17 protein-coding genes are annotated in these 17,615 nt (G+C 66.9%); 3 read left to right on the top strand and 14 right to left on the bottom strand.

Features of this window, described 5'->3' with window-relative positions:
* Positions 1–42 precede the first annotated feature (42 nt).
* Positions 43–1,377 carry a virulence factor family protein gene (locus AB4Y98_RS07995; protein WP_313251685.1) on the top strand — a complete coding sequence of 445 codons (1,335 nt, stop codon included), beginning with the start codon at positions 43–45 and terminating at the stop codon, positions 1,375–1,377.
* A gap of 140 nt (positions 1,378–1,517) precedes the next feature.
* Here AB4Y98_RS07995 and mprF read toward each other — a convergent pair whose 3' ends face one another.
* On the bottom strand, positions 1,518–4,082 hold the full coding sequence (mprF, locus tag AB4Y98_RS07990) for a bifunctional lysylphosphatidylglycerol flippase/synthetase MprF (protein ID WP_442244115.1): 2,565 nt from the start codon (positions 4,080–4,082) through the stop codon (positions 1,518–1,520).
* A 193-nt stretch (positions 4,083–4,275) separates the two neighbouring features.
* Here mprF and AB4Y98_RS07985 point away from each other — a divergent pair, with 193 nt between their 5' ends.
* Positions 4,276–4,623, top strand: coding sequence for a RidA family protein (locus tag AB4Y98_RS07985; RefSeq protein WP_223496073.1), 348 nt, complete (start codon positions 4,276–4,278; stop codon positions 4,621–4,623).
* 82 nt (positions 4,624–4,705) lie between these two features.
* On the opposite strand, the gene AB4Y98_RS07980 is transcribed toward AB4Y98_RS07985, so the two are convergent.
* The 11 genes from AB4Y98_RS07980 to AB4Y98_RS07930 all read right to left on the bottom strand — a co-directional run bounded on the left by AB4Y98_RS07980 (position 4,706) and on the right by AB4Y98_RS07930 (position 14,959).
* Complete coding sequence (locus tag AB4Y98_RS07980) at positions 4,706–5,080, bottom strand: hypothetical protein (RefSeq protein WP_353099429.1); 375 nt, start codon at positions 5,078–5,080, stop codon at positions 4,706–4,708.
* Positions 5,081–5,832: 752 nt separating this feature from the next.
* Positions 5,833–6,246, bottom strand: a complete 414-nt coding sequence (gene rnfB, locus AB4Y98_RS07975; RefSeq protein WP_442244114.1) for an Rnf electron transport complex subunit RnfB — start codon at positions 6,244–6,246, stop codon at positions 5,833–5,835.
* Between the two features lie 24 nt (positions 6,247–6,270).
* A complete protein-coding gene (locus tag AB4Y98_RS07970; protein ID WP_025879084.1) occupies positions 6,271–6,861 on the bottom strand; it encodes an HAD family hydrolase in 591 nt (196 codons plus the stop codon).
* Positions 6,862–6,937: 76 nt separating this feature from the next.
* A complete protein-coding gene (metG, locus tag AB4Y98_RS07965; RefSeq protein ID WP_336030792.1) occupies positions 6,938–9,016 on the bottom strand; it encodes a methionine--tRNA ligase in 2,079 nt (692 codons plus the stop codon).
* Positions 9,017–9,118: 102 nt separating this feature from the next.
* Positions 9,119–9,568 carry a DUF2147 domain-containing protein gene (locus tag AB4Y98_RS07960; protein ID WP_025879086.1) on the bottom strand — a complete coding sequence of 150 codons (450 nt, stop codon included), beginning with the start codon at positions 9,566–9,568 and terminating at the stop codon, positions 9,119–9,121.
* Positions 9,569–9,677: 109 nt separating this feature from the next.
* Positions 9,678–9,818, bottom strand: a complete 141-nt coding sequence (locus AB4Y98_RS07955) for a hypothetical protein (RefSeq protein ID WP_442244113.1) — start codon at positions 9,816–9,818, stop codon at positions 9,678–9,680.
* A gap of 150 nt (positions 9,819–9,968) precedes the next feature.
* Positions 9,969–10,373: an SMU1112c/YaeR family gloxylase I-like metalloprotein gene (gloA2, locus tag AB4Y98_RS07950; protein ID WP_442244112.1), complete on the bottom strand. Its 405-nt coding sequence runs from the start codon at positions 10,371–10,373 to the stop codon at positions 9,969–9,971.
* Positions 10,370–11,440 (bottom strand): serine hydrolase domain-containing protein, encoded by a 1,071-nt coding sequence (locus AB4Y98_RS07945; RefSeq protein ID WP_442244111.1) that lies wholly within the window; start codon positions 11,438–11,440, stop codon positions 10,370–10,372. Before AB4Y98_RS07945 ends, gloA2 begins: the two co-directional genes overlap by 4 nt.
* A 16-nt stretch (positions 11,441–11,456) precedes the next feature.
* Entirely contained in the window at positions 11,457–13,397 is a 1,941-nt protein-coding gene (locus AB4Y98_RS07940) for a DUF885 domain-containing protein (RefSeq protein WP_442244110.1), read from the bottom strand.
* Between the two features lie 96 nt (positions 13,398–13,493).
* The gene (locus tag AB4Y98_RS07935; protein ID WP_223496057.1) at positions 13,494–14,279 is read right to left on the bottom strand and encodes a queuosine precursor transporter; all 786 of its coding nucleotides are present in this window, start codon (positions 14,277–14,279) and stop codon (positions 13,494–13,496) included.
* Complete coding sequence (locus AB4Y98_RS07930; RefSeq protein WP_100553172.1) at positions 14,276–14,959, bottom strand: DUF502 domain-containing protein; 684 nt, start codon at positions 14,957–14,959, stop codon at positions 14,276–14,278. Before AB4Y98_RS07930 ends, AB4Y98_RS07935 begins: the two co-directional genes overlap by 4 nt.
* Before the next feature lie 84 nt (positions 14,960–15,043).
* Between AB4Y98_RS07930 and AB4Y98_RS07925 the strand changes: the two genes are divergently transcribed.
* Positions 15,044–16,315: a hypothetical protein gene (locus AB4Y98_RS07925; RefSeq protein WP_442244109.1), complete on the top strand. Its 1,272-nt coding sequence runs from the start codon at positions 15,044–15,046 to the stop codon at positions 16,313–16,315.
* Positions 16,316–16,322: 7 nt separating this feature from the next.
* On the opposite strand, the gene AB4Y98_RS07920 is transcribed toward AB4Y98_RS07925, so the two are convergent.
* Together AB4Y98_RS07920 and AB4Y98_RS07915 are read right to left on the bottom strand one after the other, a co-directional pair.
* On the bottom strand, positions 16,323–17,042 hold the full coding sequence (locus AB4Y98_RS07920) for a hypothetical protein (protein ID WP_442244108.1): 720 nt from the start codon (positions 17,040–17,042) through the stop codon (positions 16,323–16,325).
* A gap of 53 nt (positions 17,043–17,095) precedes the next feature.
* Positions 17,096–17,548 carry a DUF4442 domain-containing protein gene (locus AB4Y98_RS07915; protein ID WP_032975063.1) on the bottom strand — a complete coding sequence of 151 codons (453 nt, stop codon included), beginning with the start codon at positions 17,546–17,548 and terminating at the stop codon, positions 17,096–17,098.
* Positions 17,549–17,615: the final 67 nt, after the last annotated feature.

Raw genomic sequence — 17,615 nt, 5'->3', positions numbered from 1 at the left:
GCGGCGGCGTATCGTGTGCGCATTCCAACGGGATGCAGAACGATGCGTGCAGGGCTGGGCAGGGCGATGGGACTGGTGTTGGCGCTGGCGGCGGTGCCAGCGGTGGCGTCAGTGCAGCAGGTCAGCCATGGACGTTTCGATCAGGTGCCGGTGCATGTGCCGGCCGGGGCCCCGCAACGGGTGGTGATCTGGTTCCATGATGGCGCCGGTGCCGATGACAGCCGCATGCCGATCGAAGCGCTGCGTGCCGATGGTGCGCTGGTCGCATCGGTGGACGTGGCCCACCTGCGCGGTGTGCTCAAGCGCGAAGGCAACAGCAGCTGCGCGTTCGGGGCGGGCGATGTCGAGAATTTCTCGCGTTGGGTACAGGCGTTCCTGCATCTGCCGGGGTATCACCTGCCGTTGGTTGGCGGTAGCGGTGAAGGCGCCGAACTGGCCTACGCGCTGGCAGCGCAGGCCGACACCCAGGTCTTTGCCGGCCTGTTGACCTCGGGATTCTGCCCGGCCCATGTACACGAGCGCATGGTCTGCGGTGACGGCGTGAAGCACGACCGCCTGCAGCCCAGTGAACTGAATTTCCCGTGGTTGAACGCGGCCGGCGCGCCGGGGTGTTCGACCAACAGCGCTGGCGCGTTCGTGCAGCAGGTGGCAATGGCCCGTGAATTCAAGCGCACCGTTGCTGGCGATGCGACACCTGGGCTGGTGGCAGCCGCGCGGGTGATCGGCGCGCAGGCCGGGGTCGCGCTGGCTCCGCCGCCGGATGCCCTGAAGGGGCTGCCGGTAGTGGAAGTGCCGGCGCAGGGCAGCGGTGACACGCTGGCGGTATTCGTTTCCGGCGATGGTGGCTGGGCCGGCCTGGACAAGGACGTGGCCGGCGCCCTGGCCGAACACGGCGTGGCGGTGGTCGGCCTCGATTCGCTGCGCTACTTCTGGAGCGAACGCACGCCGCAGGGATTCGCTGTCGATCTGCAGAAGATCATCGGCCACTACCGCCAGCAATGGCAGCGCGACAAGGTGATGTTGATCGGTTTCTCGCAGGGCGCCGACGTGCTGCCGGCCACCATCAACCAGCTTGATGCGGGCACCCGCGCCGGTCTCGAGCGCATCGTGCTGCTGTCGGTGGGCAGGAACGCCGACTTTGAATTCCATGTCAGCAACTGGCTGGGCGGCGGTGGCGGCGGCCTGCCGATCGCGCCGGAAGTGGCGAAGCTGCCGGCGGCCAGGACCTTGTGCGTGTACGGTGACAAGGACGAGGATGCGCTGTGCCCTGATCTGCCGGGCAACGACGGCGTGCACAAGGTCAAATTGCCGGGTGACCATCACTTCGGCGGTGACTACGATCGCTTGGCCGAGGTGATCCTCAAAGGCGGCGCGTAAGCTGGAGTCGAACCCTGTTCGACGGCGTTTGCTAGACGCCGACCTTGGTCGGCGCTGGGGCTTGCAACACCACGGGCGGGAGTGTGTCGACCAAGGTCGACACCTACCGGCAAAGGTCCGGCAGAGGCCGGGCACATGGACTAGCCACGCCGCGGGTCCAGCGAGATCAGCCGCGTGGCATCCAGCAGCGCGGCTGGCAGGTGCATGCCGCCGGGCGCGGCCAGGTAGCGCGGTCGCCACTGTGGATCGAACTTCGACTTGAACCTGCGCAGGCCGCTGAAGCCATAGAAACGCTCGCCATGCCGTGCGAGCAGGCCGGCCAGCCGGTTCCAGCGACCGGCCAGGCGATGCTGGGCCAGGCCGGACAGCGGTGCCATGCCCAGCGAGAACCGTGCATACCCCTGCGCGCGGCCCCACAGGAACAACTCGATGAACAGGAAATCCATCGTGCCCTTCGGCGCGTCGCTGACGTGGCGCATCAGATCCACTGACAGTTCGGCGCCTGCCGGTGCCTGCCACAGGTTGGCAAAGGCCACGATCCGGCCTTCGGCTTCGACCAGCGCGATCGGGAAACGCACGAGGTAGTCCGGGTCGTAGCTGCCCAGCGAGAAGCCCTTTTCGTCTCCGGACTTGTCGTCGAGCCAAGCGTTGGAAATGGCATGCAGGCGTGGCAGCAGGGCAGGGATCTCTTCCGCCGGTGCTACGCGGAACGACAGCCCACCGCGCTTGCCGCGGTTCCAGGCTTGTCGCAGGTCGGCACGCTCGCGGCCTTCCAGACCGAAGTCGTGCAGCGGCACCATCGCCTCTTCGCCCAGCTTGACCAGGCCCAGGCCGAGATCGAGATAGGTCTGCCAATACGCTTCACCCACCTGGTAGAACACCGGGCGCAGTCCGAGCCGGTCGGCTTCTTCGCGGAAGCGCCAGATCAATGCGCGCGCCACCTCGGGTGGCCCGACCGGATCGCCCATCGCGATCAGCGAGCCGCCGTAGCGCTGCATCATCACAAAGCCTTTGTGCTGCTCATCGCGCAGCACTGCCTTGTCGGCGGTCAGCACCAGGCAGGCCTGGGTGTCGGTGGCGCCGGCCAGCACCGGTGTCAGCGCCTGCAGGGTTGCGGCGTCGGCAGGCGGCAGCGGGCTGCGCGTGCTGTGCAGCAACCGCGCCAGCCCGAACATCACCAGTGCCATCGCCACCAGCAGCAGCGCACGCAGCGCGCGCGGTGCATTGCCGGACACCGCGAACTGCCACCACAGCTCGTTCTGGTATTCGACATGGCTGTAGGTGAAGAACAGCAGCCAGGTCACTGCCACCAGCACCAGGCCGAGGTTGCGCAGCCATGGCCACGACCAGGCTTCGTCCAGCAGTGCGCCTTGGCGATAGAACTCGCGACGTGCTGCCCACAGCGCCATCGCCACCAACAACGCCGACAAGGCGATCAGCGGTTGGCCACCGCGCAGCCAGATCGGCAGCGGCGCGATTACGCAGATCGCCATCGCCAGCATCCAGGCTGCGTGGCTGCGGCGGGCCAGGCCCTGGCCGATCAGCAGCAGGGCGACGCCGCCCAGGCTGCCGATCAGGTGCGAGGTTTCCAGGATCGGCAGTGAGGCATTGATCAGGTGTCGGCGTGGCGTGGGCAAGGTGCCGTCGATGACCAGCGCTGCGCCGACACTGAAGGCGGCCAGCGCGATGATCTGCGGCAACCACGGACGCAGCGCGTACCAGCCGGCGCGGGTGGCACCTGCGCTGGCCTGCAGCGGTTGCCGCAGCGCAGGTGCCAGTGCCAGCACGGTCGCCAGCAGCAGCGGCAGCACGTAGTAACTGACGCGGTAGATCAATGCCGCCGCAAGTACCGCAGCGGGAGCCACCTGCGGCAGCAGCTTCAGCAGGCTCCACTCGAACACGCCCAGGCCGGCCGGCACGGTGGAGACCAGACCGGCCAGCACGGCCACCAGATACAGGCCGACGAAACCGGGCAGGCCAGTCGGCGTTGAATCTGGCAGCAGCACGTAGAACGCGGCACTGGCCAATACCAGTTCGACCACGCTCAACACGGTGACCCCGAGCATGGTGCGCCGGTCGGGCAGCCACAGGCCATGGCCGAATATGCGGAACTGGCGACCGTCCCGGCCGACCAGGATGAAGGTGGCGGCAAAGGCGATCAGCGCGATGATGCCGACCACGCGCACCGCCGCGGGATCCAGCGGCAGCGCAAGCGCGGCAGCGGCCGGCTCCATGCACAGCGCCACGCCGATCAGCAGCCACGCGCCGAAGATGAAGCCCAGCGTGCTCATCAGCACCACCTGGCCAATCTGCGCCAGGTCCAGGCCGGCACTGCGGTAGCCGCGCAGCCGCACTGCACCGCCGGTGAGGGCGGCAAAGCCCACGGTCTGGCCCAGGGTGTGGGCGAGGAAGGCGGTGATGCCGATCCGTGCCGGGTGCACGCGGATGCCACTGCGGCGCAGGCCGATCGCATCGAAGCCGATCAGGCAGGCGTAGCTGGCCAGGCCGAGCAGCACGGTCAGCGCGATCTGCGCGCCGCTGAGCTGGCGGAAGGCCTGGCGGATGGCACGATAGCCGTGCTCGTCGAATTCACCGGCCAGCCCATGCAGGGCCAGCGCGAGGATCAGCAGCGGGACGACGATGGTGACGACCCGCTTCCAGGTCGGGGCAGAGGCGGCAGGGACGGAATCGGTAGAGGCAGTCATCGGCGCAAGGGTGCGTCAGTAAGGGCGAGGGCGGTGTCAACGCAGGGCGTCGCGCATCGTGCGCCTGCCAGCGCGGTTTGACCAGCGGTGCGGCTGTGCCGCCGGTGGCGGTATTCAGTGGCCGCACCGGGCACACACTTCCGACGCCGGCTGGGTGAGAATGCAGTCCAGACCACCCGCAGGAGCCACGCCCATGATGGAGCGTTACGACGTCGGACCGCGCATGTCCGAGATGACCGTGTACAACAAGGTCGCCTACCTTTCCGGCCAGATTCCGGAAGACACCAGCCAGGACATCACCGGGCAGACCCGGCAGGTACTGGCCGAGATCGACAAGCTGCTGGCGCTGGTGGCCAGTGACCGCCAGCACGTGCTGCGTGCGGAGATCTTCCTGGCCGACATGGCCGATTTCGAGGGCATGAACAAGGCGTGGGACGAGTGGGTGGTGGATGGCGCGACACCGGCCCGTGCCACCGTCGAAGCCAAGCTTGCGCACGCCGAATGGAAGGTCGAGATCATCGTTACGGCGGCCGTGCCGTAATGACCGGGCAGGGGGCAGATCCGTTTTCCACTGGGAAAGGGATCTGACCCCACTCGTCGGGGAGGCGACGCTGCGACGCCTGTTACGGCTGCGGTTGTAACCGTGTGCTTGCCTGCGCGCACAAGGCCACGCAGGCCAGCATCAAGCCTTCCATGACGCGGTCGCCGACGTATTCTTCCGGCGCCCCATTCTGCCGGGCGCGTTCGGCGGCCAGCAGGACCTCCTGCACCACGCGCAGCCCGGCCAGCGCGCAGTCGGCATCGGCCAGTGCCATGCACCGGCTGGGAAGTTGATGCCGTTCCGGCCACGCTTGGCCATCGGCCGCCGCGCCAGTACCGATACGCCGCAAGGTCGCAACCAGCGTGGTGGGATCACAGGCTGGTGCCTGTTGCGTGTCCTCGTCGGCGTCTGCCGGGCCGAGGTAAGCGTGCAGATGGGGGAAATCCGATGCGTTCATGGCAAGGCTCCGTGCAGGACAGACGGTAGCCGCCACTCAAAGGTGGCGGACGGAGACGTGGCTCGAAAACCGGGACGCAAGACGAAACCGGTGGACCCGAAAGCCCCCACGCTCCGCCCGCCATGACCGGCAGACGGATTGCCAGCCGGCGCCACGCAAAGTGACGCCGGCTGGCAAGCGTAAACAACATCTTGCGTCGCGGGTTTTCGACACCCGGCCACCCTTTTGCGGTGGCTCACCATCTGTAAACCTGCTGCTGCGCAATGCCAATCAGACGAGTTGCATTGCTCGCACCATCAAGACGCTTTCAGCATTTTTGCATGCTGCTGAACGGCCTCAAGCGCAGGTGGCGCAAGGGCCGCGAATGATCGAGCAATCTGCGACATGCATCGTGATTCGATAGTTGCCAGTGCACACAGGGCAGGTCGTTTGCGACGAAGGTCCATGACGTCGGACAGATGGTGCGGACCAAGATCCGCACCTACCAACACCCAAGCCATGGCATTGCACTTGCTCGACCGTCCGCCGCGGATATCTGTCAGGGGCTGGTGGGCGGGGGCAAGCGGGACCGTTGGCGCCATGGATGGCGCCATCGAGCCCCCATGGATGGGTTCACGGCGTGTCCCGCTTGCCCCCACCCACCCGCCCAGATCATCAAACCCAGGCAGCCGACGCTCCCAGCTGTTGCCGTTGCTGTTGCTGTTGCTGTTGCTCTCAGCGCAACGCGACGCCGCGGCGTCGCAAAAAAAAACCTATACCAACACCAGCTCGATGCAATCCACCGGGCACGGTGGAATACACAACTCGCACCCCGTGCACAGATCCGCAATCACCGTGTGCATGTACTTCGCCCCGCCGACGATCGCATCCACAGGGCACGCCTGTATGCACTTCGTGCAGCCGATGCAGTCAGCCTCCACGATCAACGCCACCTGCGGCGCCTTGTGCTCGCCCCGCGATCGATCAAACGGCAGCGCCGACACACCCAGCACCTGCGCCAACGCCCGCGCACCGGCATCGCCGCCCGGCGGACAACGATCCACGCCAGCCTCGCCACGTGCCATCGCCTGCGCATACGGGCGGCAGCCGTCGTAGCCGCATTGCCCGCATTGGGTCTGCGGCAGCAAGCGGTCCAGGCGTTCGGTCAGGGGCGGAATCAGGCTCATGCGTGGCGAAGGCTGCGCGTTGGGCTACTTCAGGGGTTTGCCGCGGTACCAGCGCTCGTGCGCCAGGGCCAGCATCGGACGATCCTCGGCGCTGTCACCGTAGGCATGGATGCGTGTGTAGCGTGACAGATCGAACTGGCGACGGATGTGCTCGACCTTGCGTGGGCCACAATCGCCACCGGCGTAGCGGCCGGTCAGGCGTCCGCTTTCGCTTTCCAGCCGATTGCAGATCAGCTGCAGGCCCAGTTGTTCGCACCATGGCCGCAGGTACAGGTCCAGTGAACCGGATACCACCACCACAGTGTGCTGCTGCTCCTTGTGCCAGCGGATCTGCTCCAGCATTTCCGGACGCACGACATCGGGCAGGAACTCACGGGAAAAACCCGCGGCCAGCGTCTCGATGTCATCGGCGTGGCGTTCGCTGAAGGTCAACCGGGTCACCCGTGCGCGGATGCGCTCGGCGGAGATCAGCTTCAGCTTGTAGGCCAGCAGCCATGGGCCGACTTTCCACCAGGCCTGTGCCAGCTGTTCGGCGGTGGCGACCCGGCGCAGGAAGCGGCCGTAGGTGTCGCAGGTGGTAACGGTGTGGTCGAAGTCGAACAGCGCCAGTTCCAACGCAGCATCTCCCATCACGGTACCTCCCTTCGCAGTGCTCATGACCGGGCGCGGCCGTGGCCGCGCCCGTGTTGCATCAACGAACCGGCATGCCCGGCTGCGCGCCGCTGTCGGCGTCCAGCAGCGCCAGCGCGCCACCGTCGAAGCCGGCCGACAGGATCATGCCTTCGCTCAGGCCGAAGCGCATCTTGCGCGGGGCCAGGTTGGCGATGAACACCACGCTGCGGCCGACCAGCGCTTCCGGCTCGCCATAGCTGGCGCGGATGCCGGAGAAGATCTGGCGCTTGCCGAGGTCGCCGGCATCCAGTTCGAAACGCAGCAGCTTGTCCGAGCCTTCCACGAACTCGCACACCAGCACCTTGCCGATGCGCAGGTCGAGCTTGGCGAAGTCGTCGATGCCGATGTAGGCCGGGGCGTCAGCGCTGTTTGCTTCGTCCTTGGCCAGCACCGGTGCGGCAGGCTTTGCGGCTTCCACCTTGGCAGCGGGGGCTGCAGCGGCAGCGGTCAGGGTGTCCTTGGAGGCGTCGATCATGGCGTCAATCTTCTTCGGGTCGATACGGGTGAACAGCGGGGTGTACTCGGTGATGCGGTGGCCGAGCAGCGGCTGCGCCAGCTCGGTCCAGTCATTCACCGGCGCGGCCAGGAAGGCCTCGGCCTGCGCGGCGGTCGCCGGCAGCACCGGCTTCAGGGCGGTGACCAGTACGCGGAACAGGTTCAGGCCCTGGCTGCAGACGGCCTGCAGCTGCGCGTCGGCGCCTTCCTGCTTGGCGATCACCCACGGCTTGACGTCGTCGATGTAGCGGTTGGCTTCATCGGCCAGGGTCATGGTCAGGCGGATCGCCGCAGCCGGGTCGTTGCGCTCGTACGCCTCACGGATCGGTGCCAGGCCATCGACGAAGCGCTGGTACTGCGCCGCGTCGGGCAGCTGCGCGGCCAACTGGCCATCGAAGCGCTTGCTGATGAAACCGGCACAGCGGCTGGCGAGGTTGACGAACTTGCCGACCAGATCGGCGTTGACGCGGGCAATGAAGTCGCCCAGGTTCAGGTCGAGGTCGTCGACGCCGCCACCGGACTTGGCGGCGAAGTAGTAACGCAGCGCCTCCGGTTCCAGGCCGGCATCCAGGAACGTACGCGCCATCACGAAGGTGCCGCGCGACTTGCTCATCTTCGCGCCATCGACGGTCAGGTAGCCGTTGACGTGCAGGCGGGTCGGCGCGCGGTGGCCGGTGCCGTGCAGCACCGCCGGCCAGAACAGGCCGTGGAAATTGACGATGTCCTTGCCGAGGAAATGATGCAGCTCGGTGCTGGTGCCGGCGCGCAGATGCGCTTCGAAATCCTCGCCGATCCTGCTGCACAGGGTCTGGAAGCTGGACAGGTAGCCGATCGGCGCGTCCAGCCAGACGTAGAAGTACTTGCCCGGCTGGCCGGGAATCTCGAAACCGAAGTACGGCGCATCGCGCGAGATGTCCCACGCACGCAGGCCGCCTTCGGCGTTGAGCCATTCACCCAGCTTGGCCTTCACGCCCGGCAGGGCGACATCGCCGGCCAGCCAGTCGCGCAGGAAGCCGTCGAAGTGGCCGACCTCGAAGAAGAAGTGCTCGGAATCGCGCATTTCCGGGGTGGCACCGGAGATCACCGAGCGCGGTTCCTTCAGGTCGGTCGGCGCATAGGTGGCGCCGCAGACTTCGCAGTTGTCGCCGTACTGGTCGGCGCTGCCACAGTTCGGGCAGATGCCCTTGACGTAGCGGTCGGGCAGGAACATGCCCTTGGCCGGGTCGTAGAACTGCGCCACCGAACGGCGGCTGATGTGGCCAGCCGCTTCCAGCTTCAGGTAGAACGCCTCGGTCAGCGCCTTGTTGGCCGCCGAATTGGTCGAGTCGTAATGGTCGAAGGCGACGCCGAAGGCGGCGAAATCGCGTTCGTGACTGGCCTGGATGTTGGCGATGAAGGCTTCCGGGGTGACCCCGGCCTTCTCCGCAGCCAGCATGATCGGCGTGCCGTGGGTGTCGTCGGCGCACACGAACCAGGCCTTGCCGCCGCTCATTCGACGCGCACGCACCCAGATGTCAGCCTGGATGTAGCCGACCAGGTGGCCCAGGTGCAGCGGGCCGTTGGCGTAGGGCAGGGCGGTGGTGACGAGCGCGGTACGGGTCATGGTCACGGGGTGCAGCCAGGGGGAACCGAAGATTATCGCACGCCCGCAACGCAGTGACCCGGCCGGAGCCGGGTCACCAGGGCATTGCCGGGGCCGTGACGCTTACTCGCGGACCCAGGTCTGCGCGCGGCAGATGAAGGCGATGCAGCCGGACACGTCCAGCTTGCCGCCGCCCGGCTGCAGCTCGATCTTCGAGCGGTAGGTCTTGCCGTTGGCCGGGTCGAGGATGGTGCCACCGGACCACTTGCTGGTGGTGCCCTTGTCCTGGCTCAGGTTCCAGAGAATGGTCATGCCCTTCACCGGCTTGTTCTTGTTGGCGCCCTCGCAACCATCGCAGACCGGGTTCGGGCCCTTGTCCGAGTGCAGGATCTCGACCACCTTGCCGGACAGCGTGCCGTTGGCGGCCTGGCTGATCTCGACGATCGACTTCACCTTGCCGGTCTTGTCGTCGATGGTCTTCCAGCGGCCGGCTGCACTGTCGGCGGCCTGCGCGGAGAGCGCGGCCAGGCACAGCGGCAGCGCCAGCAGCAGGGTCTTGAAGGTCTTGCGCATGGTCCCCTCCCAGGGTTCATTCCGGCACGATGCCGGTACGGGTCGACTGTATACCCATTCGGCGGGGTATGGGGAAGGGGGGCGTTGGCCGGGTTGCACCCGGCACCCGCTACGGCAACAGCAACAGCAACAGCAACAGCAACAGCAACAGCAACAGCAACAGCAACAGCAACAGCAACAGCAACAGCAACAGCAACAGCGTGCATTCCGTGGGATGGCGGGGTGGGCCCGGTTGCGGGGGACGCTGCAAGTACGTCCATGTAAGCTCGGTCGCGCCATCCATGGCGCTCACGCCCCCGCAACCGGCCCCACCCCGCCTTCGACAGGTTCCCGCAGCTGTTGGTAGGTGTCGACCTTGGTCGACACGATGCGTGGATGAATCTCCGCGATTGGAAAACGCTCAACCGGTCTCGTACAGCTCCAGCGGCAGGTCGTCGGGGTCGGCGAAGAAGGTGAAGCGGCGGCCGGTGTATTCATCCACGCGGATCGGTTCGCAGGTTACGCCGTGGCGGGCCAGGCGTTCGATGAAGGGTTCCAGCGCGGCTACCCGGAACGCGAGGTGGCGCAGGCCCTGGGCTTCGGGGCGGCTCGGCCGTGCGGGCGGCGAGGGGAAAGAGAACAGCTCCAGTTGGCCGCCATCGGGCAGGGCCAGGTCCAGCTTCCACGAGTCGCGTACGGCGCGGTGGTTCTCGGCCAGTATGCGCAGGCCCAGCACGCGCACGTAGAAGTCTTTCGAGCGGGCGTAGTCGCTGCAGATCAGTGCGGCATGGTGGATGCCCAGCAGGCCGGTGGTTTCGGTGGTCATTGCAGGGTGTCCAGCCAGCGCTGGGCGATCTTCAACGCCAGCGGATAGGGTTCGGGGGCGTTGCGGTTGCTCAGCACGATCACGGTCAGGTGTTTGTCCGGGTAGCGCAGGATCACATTGCGGAAGCCGATGCTCTCGCCGCTGTGCCAGTGCATGTGGCCGTTCAGGCGCCAGCCGAAGCCGTAATGCGGCACGTCGGGTTCGGTGGTGGCGGTGGCCGGGCTGAACATGGCCTCGCGTGATGCGGCCGAGAGCAGGCGGTCGTCGTACAGGGCCGCGTCCCAGCGGGCGAGGTCGTCCAGCGAGGAGTAGATGCCACCGTCGCCGAGTACGGCGCTGGTGGTGCTCTGGTCGGTGCGTTGCCAGCGGCCGTCGACCTCGCTGTAGCCATAGGCACGCTGCGCCACCACGTCGACACCATCCTGGTGGGCGACGGTATGCGCCATGCCCAGCGGCCGGAAGATGCGCTGCTGCAGGAAACTGGCAAAGTCGGTACCGGCGGCGCGGCCGACGATCAGCGCCAGCAATGCGTAGCCGCTGTTGCTGTAGCGGTACTGCGTACCGGGTGCGAAGGCGAGCCGATCTTCGCGGGCCAACAGCGCCAGCACATCGGTGTCGTGCACCTGCCGGGTGTCGGCAGGGTCCATCAGGTCTTCGTAGTCCAGCAGGCCGCTGGTGTGCGACAGCAACTGGCGCAGGGTGATGGTGGCAGCGGCGGGCGGCAGTTCCGGCAGCCAGCGCCGCGCGGGCTGGTCCAGCGCCACGCGGCCGTCCTCGACCAGCAACAGCACCGCCGCAGCGGTGAACTGCTTGCTGACCGAGGCAAGGCGGAAGTTGCTGGCCGGCGTCACGGCGCTGCCATCCTCGACCACGGCCAACCCGTAGCCGCGACGGAACACCGGCTGCCCGTCGTGCAGCACCAGCACCGCTGCGCCCGGCACCTGGCCGTCGTAGGCCTGCATCAGGCCATCAATGCCTGCATCCGGCGGTGCCAGCGGTGCCGCTGCCAACGCTATCGACGGCAGCAGGGCGAGGACGGTGGCGCACAGCAGGGCGGCAGGGCGCATGGCAGCTCCGTGACGGTCAGGGTGCGGGTGCTGGTGTAGTGGCCGGCTGGGCCAGCCAGCGTTCGATCTTGTGGTCCAGTACATCCAGCGGCATCGAACCGTCCTTCAGCACTTCGGCATGGAAGCGGCGCAGGTCGAACGCTGCGCCCTGGCGTGCCTTGGCCTTGTCGCGCAGGGCGATGATCGTGGTCAGGCCTGCCACGTTGGACAGTGCCTGGCCAGGCTGGGCCATGATCCGTTCCACTTCCGCATTGGCATCGTCAGCGCTCATGTCGACGGTCTTCTGCAGATAGGTCACGGCTTGCTGCTTGCTCCAGCCCTGCGCATGCACGCCGGTGTCGGCGACCACGCGTGCGGCGCGCAGCAGGCGCGAATACAGATAGCCGATGCGGTCGTACGGATCGGTGTACGCGCCGAGGTCTTCGCCGAGGGTTTCCGCATACAGGCCCCAGCCTTCGACGAAGGCAAGGTCACCGCCGAGGCGGCGGAAGCGCGGCAGCTTGGTCAATTCCTGCTGCAGGCCCAGCTGCACATGGTGCCCGGGAATGGCTTCATGCAGGTACTGCACCGGCACGTTCCAGCGCTTGCGGCTGGGCAGGTCGCGGGTGTTGACGAACAGCACGCCGGGTTGTCCTGGGGGCGACGGCTGGTAGGAGGCTGCGGCGGCGGTCATGGCACGCTCCGGCTCCACTGCATGGATCTGCAGCGGCGCCTTCGGCAGGGTGTCCAGTACCTGCGGCAGGCGTGCATCGACCTGCTGCTGCACCTGCCGGTAACGGTTGAGCAGCGCGTTGGCATCGCTGTACTGGAACTGGCGGTCGTTGCGCATGCTGCGCAGCAGCTTGGCCTGCGAACTGCGCAGCTTGCCGTCGCGCATCACCGTGGTGATCTGCGCCTGCAGCTCCTGCACGCGCTGCTCGCCCAGCGCATGCAGCTGCGCGGCGGTCTGCTGGCTGGCAGTGGTCTGCACGATCAGGTTGGCATACCAGGCCTGGCCGTCGGGCAGTGCGCCAAGGCCGCTGCTGCTGCGCGTGGCAGGCAGGTATTCGGTGGCGATGAAGCCACGCAGGGCGCGGTAGGCCGGCATGATGCGCAGTTCGATCATGCGCTTGTACTCACCGCTGATTCGCGCCTTGTCTTCGGCGGAGATGGACTCGGGCATGGTCCGGATCGGCGACCAGAAGATGCTCTCTTCGGCAGTCGGCTTGATCACCGCATCCAGCTGCGGCAGGACCTTTTCCATCAGGTCGCGCGGTTGCACCACACCAGCCTTCATGCCTTGGCGCATGTTGGCGATGGCCTGGTCGAACAGATCGGGGATGCCCAGCGAGCGTCGTGACCAGGTGTCGTAGTCCTTGGCCGTGTTGAACGGCTGCGCGCCAGCGCCGGCGCCGAGGATGGCCATGATGCTGCCGACGTTGTAGTACTGGCTGATCGGCATCATCCAGCTCGGATAACGTTCGGCGGCCAGCGAGGCGCGGGCGTCGCGCACGAAGATCTCGTAGCTGAGCAGGTCCTGCCCCTGCAGGCCGTCGCTGCCGATCTTCTCGACCTTGCCCAGCCACTCGGTGGTGAAGTCGTGCGATTGCTGGCGCCAGGCGGCGGAGAGGATATTGGGCAACTGGTCGTTGTAACGCGGTTCGCCCTGGAAGGTAGCCTGCAGCGGGTTCAACCGCATGGAGGCATCCCAGTACTCGTCGTACAAGCGCTCCAGCTGCACCTGCTTGGGCACTGCGCGGGCCGGGGCGACCGGACGCGGCGCGGCGCGGCGCGCCGAGCTGCCGCGGGCCGGCGTGGTGGCACGCGTGCCGGCGCGGGCCTTCGGCTTGGCAGCCTGGCGGGTCTGCGCGGCGGCGGGGCGGCTGCCCTTCKTCTTCGCTGCTTCGGCCGGCGGAACGGCGCTGAACAGGAACAACGCGGCGATGGCAGCGGCCAGGACGCGGGGGGAATACGGCATCAAGAAGCTTCCGTGGAACACAGACCGTGGAGCTTGCACGATCCGCGCGCGTACGGCCAGCGTGAGGGCGCAGTCAGCTTGCGCGCCGCTGGGGCTTCAGTCAGCCGCGGCCGCAGCGCGCAGGTCGACGGCGCGCTGCTCGCCCAGATAGCGGGTGATTGCGCGGCGCATCAGGTACAGCAACGGAATCAGGGCGATCGCGAAGCCCATCTTGTAGACATAATTGACACTGCTGACCGCCAGGAACAGCGATGTCGGCCAGTGCTGCGGGCCGAGCACGAAGGCGATCCAGATCACCACAAAGCTGTCCACCAGCTGCGAGACCGCAGTGGAACCGGTGGCACGCAGCCATACATGGCGCTCGCCGGTTGCTTGGCGGATGCGATGGAACACCGCCACGTCGATCAACTGGCCGAACAGGAACGCCACCAGCGAGCCGGCGATGGTCCACATGCCCTGTCCGAACACCGCCGCGAACGCGGCCTGGTAATCGGGCACGCCGTGGGCATCCATCGAGGTCACCCACCAGCTGGCCGGTGCCAGCGAGATCGCAGCGAAGGCGAACAGGAAACCGTAGGCGATCAGCACCACCGCCAGCCACGAGATGAAACGCACCCCGCGCTTGCCGAAGAATTCGTTGATGGTGTCGGTCATGATGAACACCACCGGCCACAGCAGCGTGCCGGCGGTGAAGCTCAACGAACCGGTCTGGCCGAACAGGTTCCAGTTCAGCGGATCGATGCCGAGGGTGTCTTCCAGGGCGAAGATCTTCACCCCGATCAGTTCGGCCAGTACTGCGTTGCCACAGAAGAACGCGGCCAACACGATGAACAGCAGGACCGCGCGGTCCTGCAGCGGGCGCGCGTGCGACGCCTCGCTCATTCGGAACGATCGCCAGCGCGGGTGAACGGAACGCTGGAGGGCGCCACTGCACCGCCGGAAATGATGAAGCTCATCGCCTGGTCCACCGTCCAGTCGGTCGGGGTGAGCAGTTCGACGGGCACGATTTCCAGATAGCCCGAGGTCGGGTTCGGCGTGGTCGGCACATAGACGGCCGCCAGTTCGCGGTCGGTGCCCTGTTCCTTGATGACCCGGGTGACCAGGCCGACCGATTTCATGTCGCGGTGCGGGAAATCGATCAGCACCACGCGCTGTGTGCTGCCCGGCTCGGTCTGCAGCATGTCCAGCAGCTTCTTGGCGCTGTCATAGATGATGCTGGCCAGCGGAATGCGCTTGATGACCGCGCCGACCCAGCGCAGCAGGCGCTGGCCGACCACGCGGCGGCTGGCCACGCCCACCGCCAGGATCACCAGCAGGGTGGCCAGCAGGGCGATAGTGTTCTGGATCCATTCGGCGCGGACCCAGCCGAGATAATGCGGAAAGTTGGTCGCGATCTGTTCGGACAGCGGCACGACCAGCGGGCTGGAGATGCCCGACAGCAGCACGAACACGAATTTGACCACCACCCAGGTCAGCCAGATCGGCAACAGGGTCAGCAGGCCGGTCAGGAACAGGCGCTGCAGGGAGGGGCGGGGAACCAGGGCGGGGGCTTCGAGCGACATGCGCGCATTGTAGCGGTCGCGGCCGCTCGTTTACGCTGTCCGTTGGCGGTGCAGGCCATACAGGGAAAGGATACCGTGTTGAGGATGCTGCGGTGGTTGAGCTGGGCAATGCTGGGTCTGCTGGTGATGGCCGTCGCGGCATGGCTGCTGTCGAGGTACTGGCCGTTGTCGGCCGCCCAGCGGGAAGACGGGCGTCTGCTTGAGGCCGTGCAACCCAACGAAGGTCGCAACGGCTTCGCCCTGCTGTGGACGCTGCCCTTCGATGGGCTGGACCAGGCCCAGCGTGAGGCGGCGTTGGCCGAAGATCTGCGGCGCTGGCAGGCCTCGCCGTCGCAGGCGTCGCACACGTCGTTGCTGGCGGCCGCGCACGCACCGTTGAAGCTGGATGGGGCAGGTCGTTGTGCCGTCGGGCCCGTCGGCTGCCTGGCACAGGTACGCGCTGATCCGCAGCGCTTCGCTGACGCCCACGCCGGGCATGCCGGCCTGCACGAGCGACTGGCGCGGATGGCGGACTACGATCGTTTCGATTCCCCGTTCCAGCCCTTCGAAAGCGAGCTCCTGCCACTACCGGCGTACACGCCGCTGTTGGATGGCACCAGTGCGCAGGCACTGGCCTATCTGCAGGGCGATGTTGCCGGTGCCGTCGAGGCAGGCTGCAGATCGGTTCAGTTCGGGCGGCGGATGATGCGCACCGGCAGCACGCTGGTGGACAGCATGATGGGTGCCGCCGTGGTGAGGATCCATGCCGCATTGCTGGGTGACATGCTGGTCGAGCAATCACCGGATTACGTGCTGCCCGTCTCCTGCGAGGTGGCGCTGCAGCCGCTGGAAGCCGACGAGCAGAGCCTGTGTCATGCGATGCAGGGCGAATTCGCGATGAACAAGGCCGCCATCGAGGCGTCCACGCAGACAGCAGGCAGCCGCCTGCTGCTGGATCGCGACCACACCCTGGCCCGGATCGCCGGCAATTTCGGCTGGGCATGTCGCCCTGCTGCAGTGAAGGCGCTGGCAGCCGATGTCCCGCTCCTTGCCCCGCCACCGCCCCGATGGGAAGTGGGCTGCGTGGCCAATCCGCTGGGATGCACATTGAGCGCCATCGCCGGGCCGTCCCACGCACAGTACGCGACGCGCAGCCAGGACGCAGCGGCGATGATCCGCCTGCTTGGCGCGCAGCGCTGGCTGCGGCAACAGGCCGGGCCACCCGACGAGGCACTGGCGCGGTTGCCGGCGCAGTGGCGTTCGCAGGCGCGCACGCCAACACTGTCTGCCGACGGTCGCCACCTGCAGCTGCTGAGGCGCGGACCGGCGCGCGAAGGCGAGGGCCCGTATCTGTCGATGCCCTTGCGGGCTGACTGACCCGGGCTCAGTCGCTGTCGCCGAGTGGATTGAACGCCCAGCCATCACCGACGCTGTCCAGCGTCCAGCGCCTGCGGTCACGCAGGGTCTGCCAACGCACCTGTTCCTTGTCGTCCTGCATGCTGCCTTCGGTCAGCTTCACCTTGCCGGTGGAGAAGTTCACGCTGAGGCCCTCGGTCTGCCCGGAATTGCGCATCATCGAGTCGCGGTCGTAGCCGATCAGCGCGAAGTCGCCTTCCTGCCAGCGGAACGTGAACGTGGTGGTGCCCATCGACCAGCTGCCCGCGCTGGAGAACGAGTACAACCCTACCCGCAGTGCGCCGCGCTGGATGGACACGCCGGTGCCTTCGGCCAGTGCATCGCTGAGCACGGGCGAGTCCGGCCGCGGAATGAGCGTGTGGTTCTGCGCGGCCAGCACGTAACCGGACGGTCGCGCGAAGGCGATGGCGAGGATGCGCGGGTTGCTGTCATACGGCGAGGGGCCAAACCCATCGTGTTCGATGATGTTGCGCGGGTCCTGCTGGCGCAGCACCAGCGCGAGGTCTGCGCGCCCGTCCTGGTCGAGGTCGCCTTCGATCCTGTATTCCAGCGTCCAGCCGGCAGGTACGAAACCCTCGGCCGTGGCGGCGTGCGCGGGCACGGCGGGGTAGCGCACCGGCGGCACGTCCAGTGCAGTGGCGGCGAAGGGCAGGGCGGTCAGTGCCGCCGCAAAGTAGAAAAGGCGCATTGCAGCCTCCATGGCAGGGCTGCAGAGGATAGCCGGGCGTCAGCCGGCCCGCTTTACCGTGCGTGTGGCTTCAAGCGCACATAGACCTGCTTGCGTACCTGCGCGACCACCTCGCCAGCTTCGTCGACCACGTCGTTGCTGAACCAGCGCAGCACTTTTTCGCCACCGGCCGCCGCCGTGCGCAGTTCATCCAGCAGTGCATCGTCGATGCGGAAAGACGTGCGTACTGTGCCTCGACCGGGCTTGAGGAAATCGATCGCACCGGCGCGATCCCAGACGTAATAGTCGCGGCCCAGGGTGTGCATCAGGCCCAGCATCCAGAACGGATCGGTCATTGCGAACAGGCTACCGCCGAAGTGGGTGCCGACATAGTTGCGGTTCCAGGGGCGCAGGCGCAGTTCCACGTCGATCTGCCGGTAGTCCGGGGTGATCCGGGTGACATGGATGCCGGTGAACAGGAACGGTGGCCACAGGTTGATGCCGAAGCGGAACGTGCTGGCTTTCATGCGGGAACCGGGCAGGGGACGGGGCACCCAGTCTAACCATTCGCATGCGTATGTTGTAGCCCGCAGC

Source organism: Stenotrophomonas sp. 2YAF26 (genome assembly GCF_052114625.1).
Taxonomy (GTDB): Bacteria; Pseudomonadota; Gammaproteobacteria; order Xanthomonadales; family Xanthomonadaceae; genus Stenotrophomonas; species Stenotrophomonas indicatrix.
This window is presented reverse-complemented; position numbering and strand designations above follow the sequence as displayed.